The following is a 15,784-nucleotide window of genomic DNA, read 5'->3' on the forward strand; positions in this document are numbered from 1 at the left end:
CCTGGGCGCAGAGCGTGCGAGGAACCGCCGTCGTCAGCGCAGCCGAACGCGTCGCCTAGTCGCGGTCCGTGAGGAGGCTGCGCAAGGGCGTCCATCCGATGGGGCGCGGGCCGCGAATATCGGCCCGCACCCGGTCGGCTTCCGCCGACCAGCCCTGGGCGGCGCGGGTGCCGGCGTCACCCGCGGCACCGCGAGCCACCCGAAAGCCCACGTCTTCAAGGACAGCGTCGGGCGCGCTGCCCCGGCGCACCGAGGCGCGGGCGCTCCACTGCGGATCGGCCCAGCCGCCCCCGCGAAGGCTCCTGTAGTCCCCGTAGCGGGCCGTATCCGCATAGTCCCAGCACCATTCCCACACGTTGCCGATCGTGTCGAAAAGGCCAAAATTGTTGGGTGCCTTGAGTGCCACCTCCTGGGCGCCGTCCACCTGATCGGCGGCTGTCCAGGCGATCTCGGCCAGTGCACCATACGTGGGGGAGAGGCTCCCCGCGCGGGCGGCCCACTCCCATTCCGCCTCCGTGGGAAGCCGGTAGCCGTCCGCCGCGACATCCCAGTCGACGTCGCGGCCGTCAATCTGGTAGGCAAGCTTCAGCCCGGCACACGATGATGCCGTGTTGCACCACCGCACTGCATCGAACCACGTGACAGGGTGAGCAGGCGCCCTGGAGGGCGTTTGCGCGCTGCCCAAAACGGCATGCCACACTTTTTCGGTGACGGGCGTCCGGCCTAGCTCGAACGGTCGCAGAAGCACGCTGCGGGTTGTTCCCTCGCGTGCATCACGCACCTCTTGGGTTCCGGCGGCAATGTGCACCAGCCCAAGATTGTCCGGAACTAGAGAGCCGGCGACATTTTTAGCCATGTCACCTAGTGTTCCCTAGCGTGCTGGTTTTTAGTACCAGCCGACGGCGTTCGAGTGTCCCCACGCGCCACAGGGCGTGCCGTAGCGGCCCTCAATGTAGGTCAATCCCCACGTGATTTGAGTCTGGGCGTTGGTGGACCAGTCCGAGCCAACGCTTTCCATCTTGTTGGCCGGCAATGATTGGGCAATTCCGTAGGCCCCGCTCGAGGGGTTTTCTGCGGACGTGAGCCAGCTGGATTCGCGTTCCCACAGCTGCGTCAGGCAGCTCATCTGATCCGCGCCCCAGCCGTGGGCGGCTAAGGCCGTCGCGGCGAAGGCCTTAGCAGCGGCTGGGTCGTCCACCGGGGCTGCGGGGGTCGGGGCCGGCGCAGCCGTTGGGACCGGGGTTACTGCGTCGGCTTCGCTCTTCACCGTGGGGGCGGTGGTGGATGCCGTGCTGGAACCGACCTGGATTTTTGAAAAGGCAATCGTCGCATCGGAGGGTGCGGATATTGCTGCCGGAACCTCGGTCTTGGATGCCAGTACCGAGGTCAAACTCGCAGCTGCGAAGTCGCCTGGGGCATTGTGGGCAGCGGCCTGGGCTAAGCCCCCGCTAGCCAGTAGTGCTCCTGCGATGGCCACCACAGCCATACGTTTTGCCGGGCCCCCTGGGCGGGACATGCTGTGGGATCCCGTGGTGCTGGGCGCCCCGGTGCTTCGGACTTCTCGGCGGGAAATTTTGCGGACAGAATCGGCGCGGCGGCGGCCACGCGAAGGCGTTGCGGACATAAAGATAGAGCCTCTCTACGCCTGCGAGGTGAGCTGTCGGGAACGGATTAGAGCATCCGGCCAGGCCCAAGCAGAATCTGCTTCAAGCCGTGGCTTAACCCCAAGGACTTCCAAGGTGGAGGCCCGCAATGATTGGGTCCCCCGTCTCTGCCGTCAGTGTGATGAGGAAAATGGGCGGCGGCAGAGCTCGGCGAACCGTCCATTTGCGCCATGGAACCGATGGTGTTTCGGCAGGCGCTTCTTAAGACAGTACGCAAACAACCCGCGTATGTCACATTTTGGTAACGGAGATAACAGAAGGGATATTTACTTAGCAATGCTAATGACCTAGGCTAAGGAATACGAGATACGAAACTCTTTCAGTGGACAGATACAGATGATGACTCAAATTTCAGCGGAAAATACGACGACGAAACCAGCTCCCGCCGCAGCTCAAGGCACGCTGGGGGAAGCAAAGCGGCAACCACGCGGAGTGGGCGCAGGAGTCCTTGCCGCCGAATTGCGAGTAGCAGTCATGCGCACCTCCCGCCGGTTGCGGGCTGAAGGCGCGTCCCGGGAAATTAGCCCAGGACAATACTCGGTCCTCGTGGGTGTCCTCAACGGCCCCCTGACCTCCGGCCAGCTCGCAGACCGGGAACAAATCCAAGCCCCCTCCATGACCCGAATTGTCAACGGGCTTGCCGCCGCCGGCTTCGTGACACGCGAGGCCAATCCGCAGGACAGGCGGCAGGTGCTGGTTCAAATTACGGCAGCCGGAACCGAGGCGCTTCAGCGCGCCCGCACCAGGCGGACGGAGTGGTTGGCTAAGCGGGTATCCGCCCTGACAACCGAACAACGGGCCACACTCCACCAAGCCGCTCTGATCCTGACGGAGATGAGCAGCTCATGAATTCCATGTTCCGCGCCCTGAAGGTATTCAACTACCGGCTCTGGGTGACCGGGGCATTGGTTTCCAACATCGGCACCTGGATGCAGCGTGTGGCCCAAGACTGGCTGGTCCTGACAATCCTGACCAACCATTCCGGAACTGCCGCCGGCATCACCACTGGGCTGCAATTTTTGCCCATAGTTTTCCTTGGCCCCTTTGCTGGCCTGCTGGGGGACAGGGTTAATAAGAGAAAACTATTGCTGCTTACCCAGACCGCCATGGGACTCTGCGCACTCGTCCTGGGCCTGCTGGTCGTCACCCATACGGTGGAACTGTGGCACGTATATGTGCTGGCGTTTCTGCTTGGAGTCGCCAGCGCCTTCGATGCCCCGTCGCGTCAGGCGTTTGTCTCAGAAGTCGTCGGCAAGGAAGACGTGCCCAACGCCGTCGCTCTTAACAGCGCCTCCTTCAATCTGGCCCGCCTGGCAGGCCCCGGGGTTGCAGGCCTGGTCATCGCCTTCTTTGGCACAGGCCCGGCCTTTCTTATCAATGCGGCAAGCTTTCTGGCCGTGATTATTTCCCTGTGGCGCATGCGCGTTTCCGAGCTGCAGCCCACGGTGCAGGTACCGCGGGCCAAGGGGCAGATTCGGGAAGGGTTTAGCTACATCCGCGAACGGCCGGATCTGATGATGATCATGTTCCTGGTGTTCATGGTGGGCACCTTCGGGATGAACTTCCAGATCACCAACGCCCTGATGGCCACCACAGTATTTCATCTGGGCCCCGGAGAGTATGGGCTTTTGGGCTCCATTATGGCCGTCGGCACGCTGGCAGCAGCTCTGATGGCGGCGCGGCGCAAAAACATGCGCATGGTTTACATAGTGGGAGGAGCGTTCTTATTCGGCGTCACCGTTGCGATTGCCGCCTTCATGCCCAGCTATGCCCTCTACGCCCTTGCCCTGATTCCCGTGGGAGTGGCATCAATGACGTTCCTGAACGCCTGCAACACCACCGTCCAGCTGACCACCGACTCGGCCATGCGTGGACGTGTCCTGGCTGTCTACATGGTGGTCCTGCAGGGTGGAACACCCGTGGGCGCCCCACTGGTCGGGTGGATTGCCACCGAGTTTGGGGCCCGCTGGTCGTTGGGAATCGGCGCCGTGGTGGCGGTGGCCTGTGCCGTGATAGCCCTCGTCATGATGAATCGACGCAACCATGTGCGCTTCAGGGATCAGGTCCACGGCATCCGGCCTCTGACCTTTGCCCGCGTGATGCACCGGTAAGCCACGCGGGAACCTAAATGTGAGTTAACTTTTGTTTACGTACCGTAAAAGTCTGGAAGTAAACTGAACGCCGCAGATCGCTTGCAAGGGGCATCATAGACGTGCATATTTTCTGATTGAAGATATTTATCCAAAACCGCCATGTCATAGAATTTATGGCGCGCGATTCGCCAAATATGCTCAATAAGTTTGACACAAAGCGTCATTTGTGGTGCAACTGAGATCAAAGATACATTGTGGCATTCGTCACAAATTGATATTAGATCTCAAATAATGGACGTTTTGCCCCTTTGTTACTTGCAAGATCCGATTGTTACGTAGGACACTGGCTAGTGTGAACACCCATTCAGTGAATTCTGCAGCCGCAGCAACTGTCCTTGTCCAGACATCCGGACGGATCTTGCGGCCATGTCGAATGCAGGCCTAGCCCGACCATTTATTTTTAGGCATTTTCGGCCCCTGGCCAGCCCGATTTTGGGCATTTAGTTCTGGTTCCCGGAACACGAGGAAAGCATTCGCGCCGTAGTATGCGGCCATACTCTTAGGTAGTTCAATGTCTGTAGCATCCGGATACGTCCACATCTCTGTTCGCAATGCCGCCAAGGCGGGATCCCGCAACGGCTCGCAAAACCCCCTCAACCGCGGCCTGCACCAAGATCTGTCACCCTACGGAAACCCGCTGGCATACCGTCGCGAGCCAGATGCGAGCACTTCCCGTTTTCGGGCGATTCCCGCCAATGACGCCCAACCCATGACGGCGCCCACTCCCGTCATTGCGGGGAGCGAGAAGTTGCGTGGCGTTTCGACCGACAACGTCGCCCGCGGCTTCGTTCTCTACGTCGGCGTGGATGAGGACACCGCGGCCGCGGCAGGAACGTCGCTGGCCAAGCTGGCCCAAGACATCAGGGCCTACGCCCAAACGCTGGTGCCCCAGGCCCAAAGCTACGCGGCGGTGGCCATTGCCCCCTCGGACGCCGTGGGGTCGGCACTGGACGTGGTTCGCTCAACCTTTGGCGATCCCACAGTGCTCAACCGCCAGCGCCAGGAAGCCTCCCGCATTCCCGCAGTCACCGAACAGCGGCCATCAGGGGTCCTGATTGATTTGGCACGCCGCGAGGTCCACCTCGACGGCGAAACCCTGAACCTGACGTTCAAGGAATTTGAACTCCTGAACTACCTGGTTGAAAACGGGACCCGCACCGTGGGCCGCGACGAACTCCTTGAAGGATTGTGGAGCAACGCTGACGAGGTGCCCAACGAGCGCACCATCGACGTTCACATCCGCCGCCTGCGCTCCAAACTGGGACGCCTGGCCAACACCGTGCGAACGGTCCGCGGTGAAGGCTACCGCTTCTACGAACACCCCGAAGTAGTTGTCTGGGCCGCGCCGGAATACTCGATCTAGTCCCCACGCCCTCCCACGCTGGGCGAGTTCCGCGGCGACCCGTGAGCTTTGGCGGCTTAGAGCCGTCTAAGTCGCCACATCTCACGGGTCGTGGAGCGTGTCCGGCCCCCGGGCACCCAGGGTGAGTGGTTCGGCGTCGTACTGGCCCAAACACTCACTAAACTGTGAGGATGAGCGAACACCACATCAAGCGCCTGATCCTGATGCGCCATTCCAAGGCCGCATTCCCGCTGGGCGTCGAGGATCACGAGAGGCCCCTGGCGCAACGCGGGCATGATGAGGCGCCGCTGGCTGGCAAATGGTTGGTTGAGAACAGCATTGTGCCGGACTTTATCCTGTGTTCCTCGGCCCTGCGCACTCGCCAAACCTGCACTTGGGTGTGCCAGCAGCTGGGGGAGAAGGCGCCCACCCCAAAGCTTGAAGACGAGCTGTACGCCGCCGGCCCCGCCCGGATCCTGTCCGTGATCAACCACGTGCCGGAAACCGTCACCACGCTCATGGTGATCAGCCACATGCCGGGCATCCAGGAGGTGGCTCTGCGACTGGCCAGCAGGGATTCAGACCAGGACGCCTACATGAACCTCGCCTCCGGGTACCCCACCAGTGCCTTCACCGTCCTGGAACACACCGGCGACTGGGCCACCCTGGACGGCCAGGACGCCCGCGTCACCCACTTTGTGGTCCCGCGCTAGCACGCCCCCCACAGCGGGCGTGATGCACCAGAGGACTACACCTGAATCTCCGGCATCAGCGTCTTAAGCGTCCAGGTCTTCTTCTTGATCACCGCTGCCCAGGCGAACAGAAGGCCCAGCAGCGTGTACCCCAGCAAGCCAAGGCAGATGGGCACCAGTGGCGCCAGATCTGCCCCGTAAATCAGGTGCCGCATGCCCTCCACCACATGCCCCATGGGCAAGATTTGATGCATGATGTGCAACGGTTCGGGTGTCGTCTGCCACGGGAACGTGCCGCCCGAGGAAACGAGCTGCAGCACCAGCAGAATCAGCACCACAAACTTTCCCGGTGTGCCCATCAACGCCACAATGCCTTGAATGAGCGCCGTGAAGGCCAGCGAAGCGAGCACCAGCAAGCCCAGGGTGAGCCATGGATGGCTTGGTTCTAGCCCCAAGCCAAACTTCACCACGGAGTACAGTAACAGCGCCTGAACGGTGGAGACCGCGGCAAACGGTAGCCAGCCGCCCAAGGCGATCTTCCACGACGGCGCGTTGGACGCCAACGCGCGCAGCGTCAGCGGCCGCATGGCCTGCACCAGCATGAACGCACCAATCCATAAGGCCAGCACCAGGAAGAACGGCGCCAGTCCCGAACCATAGTTGGGGGCTTGTGCTTGCGATACCGAGTTGACCTTCACCGGATCGGAGATGACATTCGATGCGTTCTCTTTGGTCTTATCGTTCGGATCGGGCACAGACCCGGCCCCGTTGCGCAACTGGGTGGACAGTTCGGTGGCGCCAGCGGAGAGCTTGGCGGAACCGTCCTTCAGATCGCCTGCACCAGTATCGAGCTTCTGTGCGCCGGCAGCGAGCTGGTTGGCGCCATCCAGGGCCGAATTCTGGCCCGCAACAAGGGTTCCGGCACCCGTGGCGAGGGAGCCAGCCCCGGCGTGAGCTTGCGCAATCGCCGCGGTCAGGGTCGGCGTCGCACTTGCCAGTTTGGCGGCTCCGTCGGCAACGGCCTGGGACCCGGCGGCCAGCTTTTGAATGTCGGCGGCGTCGCTTGCCAGCTTCGCCTTCAGATCGGTCACTGTGGGACTCGTCGCGGCCGCGGCCAACGAACTGCGGATCTGGGCTGCCTGCGCGGAAGTGATGGTGCCGGCGGATACCAGCGCGTCCAGTCGGTCGTTTATGGTCGACGTGACGGCACCGTCCAGTTGCCCGGCGGTGCCAATGGCGCCCTGCACCTTCTCATTCAAGGCCGCATTTCCGGCAGCGACGGCGGCCGCTCCATCGGAGAGCTTCTGAGTGTCGGCGGGCAGGGTGGCGGTCTGCGTCTCCAACTGGCCCAATCCCTTATCCAGTGCCGAGGCACCCGAGAGTAGTTGGTTCGCACCAGCTTCGAGTTTTACCTGGCCTGCGGCGAGGGCGTCTGCGCCCGTCAGTAGCTCGGATGTGCCGCTTTTCAGGGTACCTACGCCGGAATCCAGGGTTGCGGCTCCGTCGGCTAGCTGTTTCGCACCATCGGCAGCCTGCACCAATTGCGCGTGAATGGTGCCGTAGCCGCTAAGTAGTGCGTTGGCCGTTTGCTGGCCGACCTGCTGCGCCACGGAGGCATGAACCTGCGTTGTCACTTTGTCCACAATTGAGGTCAGCAGGTAATTGTTAGCGTCGTTGGTGGTCACCGTCAGCATCGCCTGTTTGGCCGCGTCAAAGTTTTCCGGCGACGCCAGATTGGCGGAGAATTCCGGCGGGATGATCAGGGCGAAGGCAAAATCGCCATTTTTCACTCCCGTGTTCGCTTCTTCGGGTGTGGGCACTAGCTGCCAGTCGAACTTCTTTCCATCCACCAGGTTTTGTGCCACCTCCTTGCCAACGTCCAGCTTCTTGCCGTCCTTGGTGACGGCGCCAACGTCTTGGACCACCACGGCGGCCTTGAGCTGGTTGAGGTTGCCATACGGATCCCAGTTGGCGTACAAGTACACGGCCCCGTACAGCAACGGCACCATCACCAGTGCCACGATTGTCAGTTTGGGCAGTATCCCGCCGGTCATGCGCTTGAGTTCGGAAAGGGCCAAACGGAAAACGGTCATCGCTGCCCACCTGCTCCCTGAGTTCGATCGTCGCCGCTGTCCACACGCATGGGTGGGGTCTCCGCTTCTGGTTCGCTGGCAATAGGTGCGTCAAGTACGACGCCGGAGGGCCGAGTTTGCTCCTCGGCCTCTGTCGCCGACGGGGCTGGGTCCGGATGGGGGGCAGGGTCCGGGGCTGCGGGCCCGGGCTCGGCAACAGGCAGCCGCTCTGTCAGCGCCGGATCGCCGGGATCCTCGGCGTCGTTAGTCTGCTCGGGTGCAGGCTGGGCTTGCGTAACAGGGCCCGCCGTGGCGTTGCCGGCCAGGGCTGAAGGGCCCGTCCAGTCGTCGGGAAGCCGGCCCACCACGCCAATCACCATCAGAGGCCGCGGCGGGGTGTCTGCAGGTGCGTCGGGCGCATGGCCCAGTTCTCCGGCGGCGGCCTGTTGCAGGAGCGGAAGCCAGACAGAAGGATCGGCGGTATGCCGGTCGGGGGAGTCCACCACCAGCAGGTCAACAAATTGGTTGGCCAGGGCCAGTTCCAACTGAAGATGCAGCAACCGTCCCGGGGCCAGGGCCTCTACCCACTGCTCCAGGATGTCCCGGAACCCGTGCTTCACCAGCCAGGCGGTGGGGCGGGTGCGGTCCCGGAACGCCAGCGGAACAAGCGCCAAGTCCTCTGAGACCAGGGAGCGGACCGTGAGGTGGTGTTCCGGCGCGTTGACATCGGGGGAGTCGACAATGGCGCTGCGTTGACGCAAGGCCGCCATGGAGCCGTCGTGGCCAAGGCTGACGGAACCGCTGGAGGGCTTCATGCGCCCGCTCAAGGCAAGTGCCAGGGCCGTGCGCCGCTCCTGCCCATCGGCTTGGATGAGGAGCACCTCTGCCTTGTGGGCTTCGACGGTGGTAGCGGGCAGCAACGTGTGATGGCGTCCATCAATGTGCAGCTGGCTGGTGGTGAGCATGGGGCGCTCCTTAGACGGTGAGGCGAGCTGCATCAAGTTATCAGAACTGACCGGTCGGTGCAAGAAATGCACGTACCGGTTCTTCTGCCACCTTTTCACACAACGCCCTGCGGCGTCAGCCCCATCGCGAATCCGTTAAAGCGTTGATGCCGGCGGTTTGACCCAACCACCGGCATCAACGCTTAGCGCAGGGCCCGCAGCAGGGCCTCGTCGCGATCGCGGAGGAACCGTATACTCACATCGGCATCCGGGACAAGGCCGTCGGAGCCGTGATAGACGCCGGCGTAGACCTGAAATTCGGTGGGCACACCGGCGCGCAAAAGTCGCGCAGCGTAATCAAAGTCCTCATCCCTGAACAGGTCCAGTTCACCGACCTGGATCATCGCGGGCGGCAGCCCGGACAAATCGGTGGCCCGGGCCGGTGCCGCGTACTCGCTAACCCTGTCGGTTTCATGGTCGGGGCCCAGCAGCCACTGCCAAGCCAGCGTGTTGCGTTCGCGGTTCCAGGAGGGAATGCCAGCGAATTCATAGTTGGAGGGAGTGTGGTCCCGGTCATCGAGCATCGGATACGCCAGATATTGCAGCCTCAATGCCGGGCCCTTCTCATCGCGGGCGCGCAGCACCGTGCCTGCGGCAATGCCGCCGCCGGCGCTGGCGCCACCAATTGCCAGGCGGTCCGGGTCGATGCCCAGCGAGCCGGCATTGGCTGCGGTCCACAGCAGCCCCTGGTAGGCGTCGTCGAGTGCTGCCGGGAAGGGGTGCTCGGGCGCCAGACGATACTCCACTGACACCACAACAAGGCCAGTCGACGCCGCCAGTTTCAGGCAGTAGAGATCGTCCTCGGCCATACTGCCGGCCACCATGCCGCCGCCGTGGATCCAGAACAGGCCCGGCAACGCCCCCGCAGCGGTGGCTGGACGGTAGCTGCGCAAGGCCACGTCCACTTTTTCGCCCGGTGCCACGTGGTCGGCAATAGTCACCGCGTCGGTCAGCTCCGCAGGCAAGCCGGGACGACGGGCAATGTTTGCCTCGCGCATGATGACCAGCTCATCCGGTGTTGCCGGAGGGGTGCGGCCCACCAGGAATTCAACACCTGCTTGCAGCTGCGGGTCCACTCGGTCGAAGAAGTTCAAGACGGGGGCGTCCTTTCGGGAGTCAGGTTGGGGGAGCCTAGGCGCCCAGGGCGTCCTTGAACCAGCCGGTAATGGTGGCCGGATGGGTGATGGCGGTGCCAACCACCACGGCAAAGGCTCCGGCGTCCAGGGCCTGGCGGGCCTGGGCGGGGGAGTGGATGCGGCCTTCGGCGATCAACGGCTTGCCCAGTTCTGCTGCTGCGATCTGGGCAATGAGCTCCAGGTCGGGTCCGTCGGTCTTGGGGCGTTCGCCCGAGTACCCGGCCAAGGTAGTGCCGATCAGATCTGCGCCACCCTCGGCTGCGGCAATGGCATCCTCGAGAGACCCGCAGTCCGCCATGACCAGGGCGTTGGACTGTGCATGGATGCCGGCGATCGTTTCGGCCAGGGTCAGGCCGTCCGGGCGGGGCCGGCGGGTGCCGTCAATAGCCACGATGTGCGCCCCGGCGCTCGCGCAGGACAGTGCGTGCTGGAGAGTGGGCGTGATGAAGACGCCGTCGTGGCCGTCCTTCCACAAACCGATTACGGGGACCTCCACTGCGGCGCGCGTGAACTGGATGTCGGCAATACCTTGCACCCGGATTGCTGCGGCTCCGCCAATAACGGCCGACGCCGCCACCTGGGCCGTGGTGCGAGGGTCCCGCATGGGTTCGCCCGGGTACGCCTGGGCGGAAACCACCAGTTGGCCGGACAGGGAATCGAAGTTGGTCAGTTTCAGCGTCACGGTGACTCCTAAGGAAGGGATGAACGAAAGAATTTAGGCAAGGACCAGGGAGGCTGCGCCCACCATGGCCGCGGTGTTCCCCAATGAGGCGCGGACAACGCGGACGTGTGCCAGGGGTGCCAGCAGCTCCGCCCGCAATGCCCGTTCCATGGCAGCCCACCAGAGCTCGCCGGCATCGGCCAGGCCTCCGGAGATGACTACCACGCCGGGGTCCAGAATGTTGATCAGCCCGCCCACGGCCTGCCCTGCGGCACCGGCACCCACGCCAATGGCCTTCAGCGCGGCGGCGTCCCCGCCCCGGGCCAGCTCAAACACCTCACGGGTGTCCGGCACGGACGGCGAACCACCAAAGCGCAGGTAGGCCTCGTGAATGGCAGGGCCGGAGGCGATGGCCTCCACGTGCCCGGCGTGGCCACACGAACAGGGGATGGCGGCGCCGTCGTGGTAGGCGTAAGGGGAGGCGAAGTGGCCCACGTGGCCGCCCACAAAGTGGTGGCCCAGCAGCGGCTGGCCGTCAACAACAAAGCTGCCGCCCACACCAGTGCCGAAGGCAACCATGAGTGAGGTGGCGGCGCCAGCACCGGCGCCGAGCCAGGCCTCGCCCAGCGCGTGGGCGTGCACGTCATTAACTACGGCGCAGGGCAGTCCCAGTCGCTGTGTCAGGCCGTCCGTGATGTGGGTTCCGGTCCAGCCAAGGATTGCGTCGGTGGCGGAGATGACGGTTCCCTCGGCGGCGTTGATGACACCGGCCGAGCCAACACCCACGGCCTCGACGACGGCGCCTTGCTCGGCTGCACGCTCAATCAGGAACGCCACCAGCACGGCGGTGGCATCCAGGATGGCCTCGCCTCCGTCGCGGTTCTTCGTGGGGATCTGCCCCTGGACCAGGACGGTGCCGTCCTCGGCCACCACACCGGCTGCCGTTTTGGTTCCGCCAAGGTCAACACCAACTACGTACCGCATAAAGAGTCCTTCAAAAAGTTCAAATCAAGCAAAAAAGAGTGCCACCAACCTTCGGGTGCGTGGGCCACGATGGGGCCCACGCACCCTAACTACCAAAAGGTTGGGCCCACAGCTCCGAGGGACCCCGATCGTTGGTCGCTAGCGACCAACGATCGGGGAGGAGCTGGGGACTAGATCAATCCGGTGCGCTCAAGGATTACCTTGATGGCCAGGGTCTCATCTTCGTCCAACGGGAGCATCGGTGCGCTCATGACGTTGGTCTTGATGATGCCCATCAGAACCAGGGCGGTCTTGAAGGCGCCCAGGCCTGCGGCGTTGCCGGAAACACGGCCAGCCTTCGGGGTGTAGACGATGTTGAAGACGTCGGCGATGCGGTCCTGCTCGGCAGCGGCACCGGCCCAGTCGCCAGCAACGGAGAGGTCGTACAGGCGACGGTAGGCCTTCGGGTCAACGTTGCCCAAGCCCGGAACCACACCCTGTGCGCCGCCGAGCAGTGCACCGTCAACAACCACTTCGTGGCCGGTGAAGATGTCAAAGTTCGGGATGTCGCGGGCGCCGATCAGCAGCTGGCGGAAGGAAACGTCGTCACCGGAGGAGTCCTTGACACCGGCAATGACGCCTTCGCGGCCCAGCTCCAGGAGCAGGTCAGTGGGCATCTTGAAGTGGGTGCGTACCGGGACGTCGTAGACGAACAGGGGAACGTCAACGGAAGCTGCCACGGTGCGGATGTGGCGGCCGGTCTCTTCGGCGTTGCTGATGGCGTAGTACTGGCTTGTGGCCACGATGCCGTCGGCGCCCAGGGACACCATGCGGCGGGCTTCTTCAACAACGCGGTTGGTGGTCTGCTCAACAGCACCAACCAGCAGGGGTACCTGTCCGGCGTTGACGCCGGCAATGGTGGTCAGTACGGTGTCGCGCTCGTCGTTGGTCATGTGGGTGACCTCGCCGGAGGAGCCGTTGACGAACAGGCCGGTGACGCCGCCATCGAGCAGGTGGCGGGTGAGGTTCTCCAAGGAGGGAACGTCAATGGCGCCTTCGGCGGTGCGGGGGGTGCAGACGGGCGGGATGACGCCCTGGAAACGGGAAGCGACAGTAGTCACGGTATTACTCCAAAATATTGGTGATCGATAGGGGAAAACGAGGGCCTCGGGCATGTGGTGGGCCCACATGCCCGAGGGCCCGCTTTGGTGCGGAGCGCCAAAGCGGGAGGACACGGGGACTAAATGTGAAGGAGCGACGGCGCAGCGCCGAGCAGCTTCTTGGTGTAGTCGTTGGTGGGGTTGTCGAAGATTTGCTCAGCGGAGCCCTGTTCCACAATCTCGCCGTAGTACATGACGCAGATACGGTCAGAGACGTAGCGGACTGTCTGGATGTCATGGCTGATGAAAACCATGCCCAGGTTCAGTTCCTTCTTCAGATCCGAGAGCAGGTTGAGCACCTGGGCGCGGACGGAAACGTCCAGGGCCGAGGTGGGCTCATCCGCCACGATGATGTCCGGGTCCAGGGCCAGTGCGCGGGCAATTGCCACGCGCTGGCGCTGTCCGCCGGAAACTTGCGACGGCGTGACCTCGGCTGCCGACTGCGGCAAACCAACCAGCGCCAGCAGTTCCGCGACCTTGGCCAGGCGCGATGCACCGTTGCCAATGCCGTGAATCGCCAGCGGATCAACCAGGATGTCCTGGATGGTCATGCGCGGGTTCAGTGCCGTCGAGGGGTCCTGGAAGACCACGGAGACGGACCGGCCGAATTCCTTGCGCATGGCGGCGTTGCGCTTGATGGCGGGCTTGCCATGGAACAGCACCTCGCCGGAGGTGGGCGTCTGCAGGCCCACCAGCACTGAGGCCAGTGTGGACTTGCCACAGCCTGACTCGCCAACAATGCCTACGGTCTCGCCGCGGCTGATGGAGAAGTTCACGCCGTTGACGGCCTTGACGTAGTTCGGCTTGAACAGGCCACCGGAGCGTGTCCGGTGGTGGACGTGCAAGTCCTTGAGCTCAATGACCGGGGTGGTTCCGGAAACGGCAGCTGTGTGCTTGCTCATTATGCGTTTTCCTTATCTGCGCCGGAAACTGCCAGTGCATCTTCGGCCTTGTGACTGGCCCAGAAGTGATCGGTGGTGACACCGTCACGGGTGAGCGGAACAAACGCCAGCTTCTGCGACGGGTCGGAGTCCGGGCGCTGTGAGCGTCCGGCAAACCGGTCTCCGGTGGCAAACTCGCGGGGCGAGGGAACCGTACCGGGGATCTGGTGCAGGCGAACGGCGTCGGACTCGATGGAAAGCACGGCACCGAGCAGGCCACGGGTGTATTCGTGGGTCGGGTGGGAGAGCAGCTCGGAAGCCTGTGCCGACTCCACCACCTGTCCGGCGTACATGACGGTGATCTTGTGGGCCAGGGAGGCCACCAAGGCCAGGTCGTGGCTGACGAACACCATGGCGAAGCCAAGCTGCTCGCGCAGCTCATTCAGCAAGTCAACAACCTGCTTTTGCACCGTAACGTCCAAGGCCGTGGTGGGCTCATCTGCCACCACAATCTTGGGTGAGCGGGACAGAGCCATGGCGATCAGCACGCGCTGGCGCTGCCCACCGGAAAGCTCATGCGGGTAGCTCTTGAGCGTACGGTCCGGATCCAACTTCACCAGTTCCAACAGTTCACGCGGGGTCTTGCGACCATTGCGCTTGGTGAGCTGGAGCATCTGATCCTTGATCAGCATGGACGGGTTGAGCGAGCTCAACGCATCCTGGTAGACCATGGCGATCTGCTCGCCGCGCAGGCCTTCATAGGCCTTGACGGAGCTGTGCTTGATGGCGGGGTCCAGCAGTTCCTTGCCGTCGAACTTAATGGAGCCGGTGACCTGGGCGGTCTTTGGCAGCAGGCCCATGATGGCCAGGGAGGTGATGGACTTGCCACAACCGGACTCGCCCACCAGGCCCATGGTTTCGCCTTCGCGGACGGTGAAGGAGACCCTGTCCACGATGGGGGTTTCGCCAAAGCGTCCGGGGAAACGGATGGAAAGGTTGTTGACCTCCAGGATCACCCTGGCTTCGGGGCCCACCTGCGGGAGGCGGTCCGAGCGGGAGTTTTCCACGGCCTGCAACAGGAGTAGTTCCTTGTTCAGTGCCGCGAAGGGATCCTCGATGGCGGCACGTGCGGCAGCATCGGCCTTGGCGAGCTCCAGGGCGGCGGCGGCTGAACCGTCGTCGTCCTTCACCGGAGCAGCCTTGCGCAGCTTCGGGTTCACCATGGCGTCGGTCAAACCTTCGGCCAGGATGTTCAACGACAGCACCGTCAGCAAGATGACCAGGCCGGCGAAGGTGGTTGCCCACCAGCCGCCGGAGAGCACCAGGTTACGGCCGTAGGAGATGACGTTGCCCCAGCTGGGGTTGGGGTCTTGGATACCGGCGCCCAAGAAGGACAAGGAGGCTTCCAAGATGATGGCGTCTGCAACCATGACGGTGGCAAAAACCAGGACGGGGGCGGCGGTGTTGCGCACAATGTGCTTGAGCATGATGTAGGCGCGGCCGGCACCAATGACTCGTTCGGCCCGGACATAGTCCTCGCCGTACTGGGCCAAAACGTTGGCACGGACCACGCGGGCAATCTGCGGGGTGTAGATGATGCCGATAGCGACGATGATGGTGGGCACCGAGTTGCCGAACGCTGTCAGCAGCACCGCGGCCAGGGCGATACCCGGGAACGCCATGAGGATATCCATGATGCGCATGATGACTTCGTTGACGGCCTTGGAGGAGGTCGCCGCAAAGGAACCCAAAGTGGCGCCAACAATGATTGCCAAGGCAACCGCACCAAGACCGATCATCAAGGATGCTCGGGCGCCGTACATCAGGCGGGAAAGGACGTCACGGCCAATCCGGTCGGTGCCGAACCAGTGGACGGCGCTCGGGGCCTGGGCGGGGTCGCCTGTTTCCAAGGGATCGTGCGGTGCAATCCAGGGTGCCAGAATGGCTACAACAACGATGAAGAGCAGGAACAGAAGGGCCAATTTGGAGCCCAAAGTCAGGGCCTTGAAGCGCAGGCCCGGCGCGCTGAGCCGTTCGGCTAGTTTGCTTCGCATGA

General features: G+C 63.3%; 14 protein-coding genes and 1 riboswitch. Of the genes, 4 read left to right on the plus strand and 10 right to left on the minus strand.

What is annotated here, in order from left to right:
* Positions 1–55: 55 nt before the first annotated feature.
* Positions 56–856, minus strand: coding sequence for an SUMF1/EgtB/PvdO family nonheme iron enzyme (locus CXQ94_RS05610; RefSeq protein WP_104087206.1), 801 nt, complete (start codon positions 854–856; stop codon positions 56–58).
* Between the two features lie 30 nt (positions 857–886).
* Positions 887–1,516: a transglycosylase gene (locus CXQ94_RS05615; RefSeq protein WP_181034085.1), complete on the minus strand. Its 630-nt coding sequence runs from the start codon at positions 1,514–1,516 to the stop codon at positions 887–889.
* Between the two features lie 114 nt (positions 1,517–1,630).
* Positions 1,631–1,811: riboswitch (cyclic di-AMP (ydaO/yuaA leader) on the minus strand.
* Positions 1,812–2,003: 192 nt separating this feature from the next.
* Here CXQ94_RS05615 and CXQ94_RS05620 point away from each other — a divergent pair.
* The 4 genes from CXQ94_RS05620 to CXQ94_RS05635 all read left to right on the plus strand — a co-directional run bounded on the left by CXQ94_RS05620 (position 2,004) and on the right by CXQ94_RS05635 (position 5,872).
* Positions 2,004–2,513 (plus strand): MarR family winged helix-turn-helix transcriptional regulator, encoded by a 510-nt coding sequence (locus CXQ94_RS05620; protein ID WP_104087358.1) that lies wholly within the window; start codon positions 2,004–2,006, stop codon positions 2,511–2,513.
* Positions 2,510–3,775, plus strand: a complete 1,266-nt coding sequence (locus CXQ94_RS05625; protein WP_258066764.1) for an MFS transporter — start codon at positions 2,510–2,512, stop codon at positions 3,773–3,775. The genes CXQ94_RS05620 and CXQ94_RS05625 overlap by 4 nt, the downstream gene beginning before the upstream one ends.
* A 553-nt stretch (positions 3,776–4,328) precedes the next feature.
* Entirely contained in the window at positions 4,329–5,180 is an 852-nt protein-coding gene (locus CXQ94_RS05630; protein WP_104087208.1) for a winged helix-turn-helix domain-containing protein, read from the plus strand.
* A 170-nt stretch (positions 5,181–5,350) separates the two neighbouring features.
* Positions 5,351–5,872 (plus strand): histidine phosphatase family protein, encoded by a 522-nt coding sequence (locus tag CXQ94_RS05635; RefSeq protein ID WP_104087209.1) that lies wholly within the window; start codon positions 5,351–5,353, stop codon positions 5,870–5,872.
* A 35-nt stretch (positions 5,873–5,907) separates the two neighbouring features.
* On the opposite strand, the gene CXQ94_RS05640 is transcribed toward CXQ94_RS05635, so the two are convergent.
* The 8 genes from CXQ94_RS05640 to CXQ94_RS05675 all read right to left on the minus strand — a co-directional run bounded on the left by CXQ94_RS05640 (position 5,908) and on the right by CXQ94_RS05675 (position 15,782).
* On the minus strand, positions 5,908–7,944 hold the full coding sequence (locus CXQ94_RS05640; protein WP_104087210.1) for a YhgE/Pip family protein: 2,037 nt from the start codon (positions 7,942–7,944) through the stop codon (positions 5,908–5,910).
* Positions 7,941–8,888 (minus strand): ABC transporter ATP-binding protein, encoded by a 948-nt coding sequence (locus CXQ94_RS05645; RefSeq protein WP_181034086.1) that lies wholly within the window; start codon positions 8,886–8,888, stop codon positions 7,941–7,943. Before CXQ94_RS05645 ends, CXQ94_RS05640 begins: the two co-directional genes overlap by 4 nt.
* A 182-nt stretch (positions 8,889–9,070) precedes the next feature.
* Positions 9,071–10,021 carry an alpha/beta hydrolase gene (locus CXQ94_RS05650; RefSeq protein ID WP_104087211.1) on the minus strand — a complete coding sequence of 317 codons (951 nt, stop codon included), beginning with the start codon at positions 10,019–10,021 and terminating at the stop codon, positions 9,071–9,073.
* Between the two features lie 37 nt (positions 10,022–10,058).
* Positions 10,059–10,745, minus strand: a complete 687-nt coding sequence (locus CXQ94_RS05655) for an N-acetylmannosamine-6-phosphate 2-epimerase (RefSeq protein ID WP_104087212.1) — start codon at positions 10,743–10,745, stop codon at positions 10,059–10,061.
* Positions 10,746–10,778: 33 nt separating this feature from the next.
* Complete coding sequence (locus tag CXQ94_RS05660) at positions 10,779–11,708, minus strand: ROK family protein (protein WP_104087213.1); 930 nt, start codon at positions 11,706–11,708, stop codon at positions 10,779–10,781.
* Positions 11,709–11,878: 170 nt separating this feature from the next.
* Complete coding sequence (locus CXQ94_RS05665) at positions 11,879–12,808, minus strand: dihydrodipicolinate synthase family protein (RefSeq protein ID WP_258066768.1); 930 nt, start codon at positions 12,806–12,808, stop codon at positions 11,879–11,881.
* A gap of 119 nt (positions 12,809–12,927) precedes the next feature.
* The gene (locus CXQ94_RS05670) at positions 12,928–13,749 is read right to left on the minus strand and encodes an ATP-binding cassette domain-containing protein (protein WP_104087214.1); all 822 of its coding nucleotides are present in this window, start codon (positions 13,747–13,749) and stop codon (positions 12,928–12,930) included.
* Entirely contained in the window at positions 13,749–15,782 is a 2,034-nt protein-coding gene (locus tag CXQ94_RS05675; RefSeq protein WP_104087215.1) for a dipeptide/oligopeptide/nickel ABC transporter permease/ATP-binding protein, read from the minus strand. Before CXQ94_RS05675 ends, CXQ94_RS05670 begins: the two co-directional genes overlap by 1 nt.
* Positions 15,783–15,784: the final 2 nt, after the last annotated feature.

Source organism: Arthrobacter sp. GMC3 (assembly GCF_002929305.1).
Classification (GTDB): Bacteria; Actinomycetota; Actinomycetes; order Actinomycetales; family Micrococcaceae; genus Specibacter.

What these genes read in the sequence shown, in the direction of transcription:
- CXQ94_RS05610 (WP_104087206.1), bottom strand. Translation starts at nt 856, where the DNA reads ATGGCTAAAAATGTCGCCGGCTCTCTAGTTCCGGACAATCTTGGGCTG.
- CXQ94_RS05615 (WP_181034085.1), bottom strand. Translation starts at nt 1,516, where the DNA reads ATGTCCCGCCCAGGGGGCCCGGCAAAACGTATGGCTGTGGTGGCCATC.
- CXQ94_RS05620 (WP_104087358.1), top strand. Translation starts at nt 2,004, where the DNA reads ATGACTCAAATTTCAGCGGAAAATACGACGACGAAACCAGCTCCCGCC.
- CXQ94_RS05625 (WP_258066764.1), top strand. Translation starts at nt 2,510, where the DNA reads ATGAATTCCATGTTCCGCGCCCTGAAGGTATTCAACTACCGGCTCTGG.
- CXQ94_RS05630 (WP_104087208.1), top strand. Translation starts at nt 4,329, where the DNA reads ATGTCTGTAGCATCCGGATACGTCCACATCTCTGTTCGCAATGCCGCC.
- CXQ94_RS05635 (WP_104087209.1), top strand. Translation starts at nt 5,351, where the DNA reads ATGAGCGAACACCACATCAAGCGCCTGATCCTGATGCGCCATTCCAAG.
- CXQ94_RS05640 (WP_104087210.1), bottom strand. Translation starts at nt 7,944, where the DNA reads ATGACCGTTTTCCGTTTGGCCCTTTCCGAACTCAAGCGCATGACCGGC.
- CXQ94_RS05645 (WP_181034086.1), bottom strand. Translation starts at nt 8,888, where the DNA reads ATGCTCACCACCAGCCAGCTGCACATTGATGGACGCCATCACACGTTG.
- CXQ94_RS05660 (WP_104087213.1), bottom strand. Translation starts at nt 11,708, where the DNA reads ATGCGGTACGTAGTTGGTGTTGACCTTGGCGGAACCAAAACGGCAGCC.
- CXQ94_RS05670 (WP_104087214.1), bottom strand. Translation starts at nt 13,749, where the DNA reads ATGAGCAAGCACACAGCTGCCGTTTCCGGAACCACCCCGGTCATTGAG.
- CXQ94_RS05675 (WP_104087215.1), bottom strand. Translation starts at nt 15,782, where the DNA reads ATGCGAAGCAAACTAGCCGAACGGCTCAGCGCGCCGGGCCTGCGCTTC.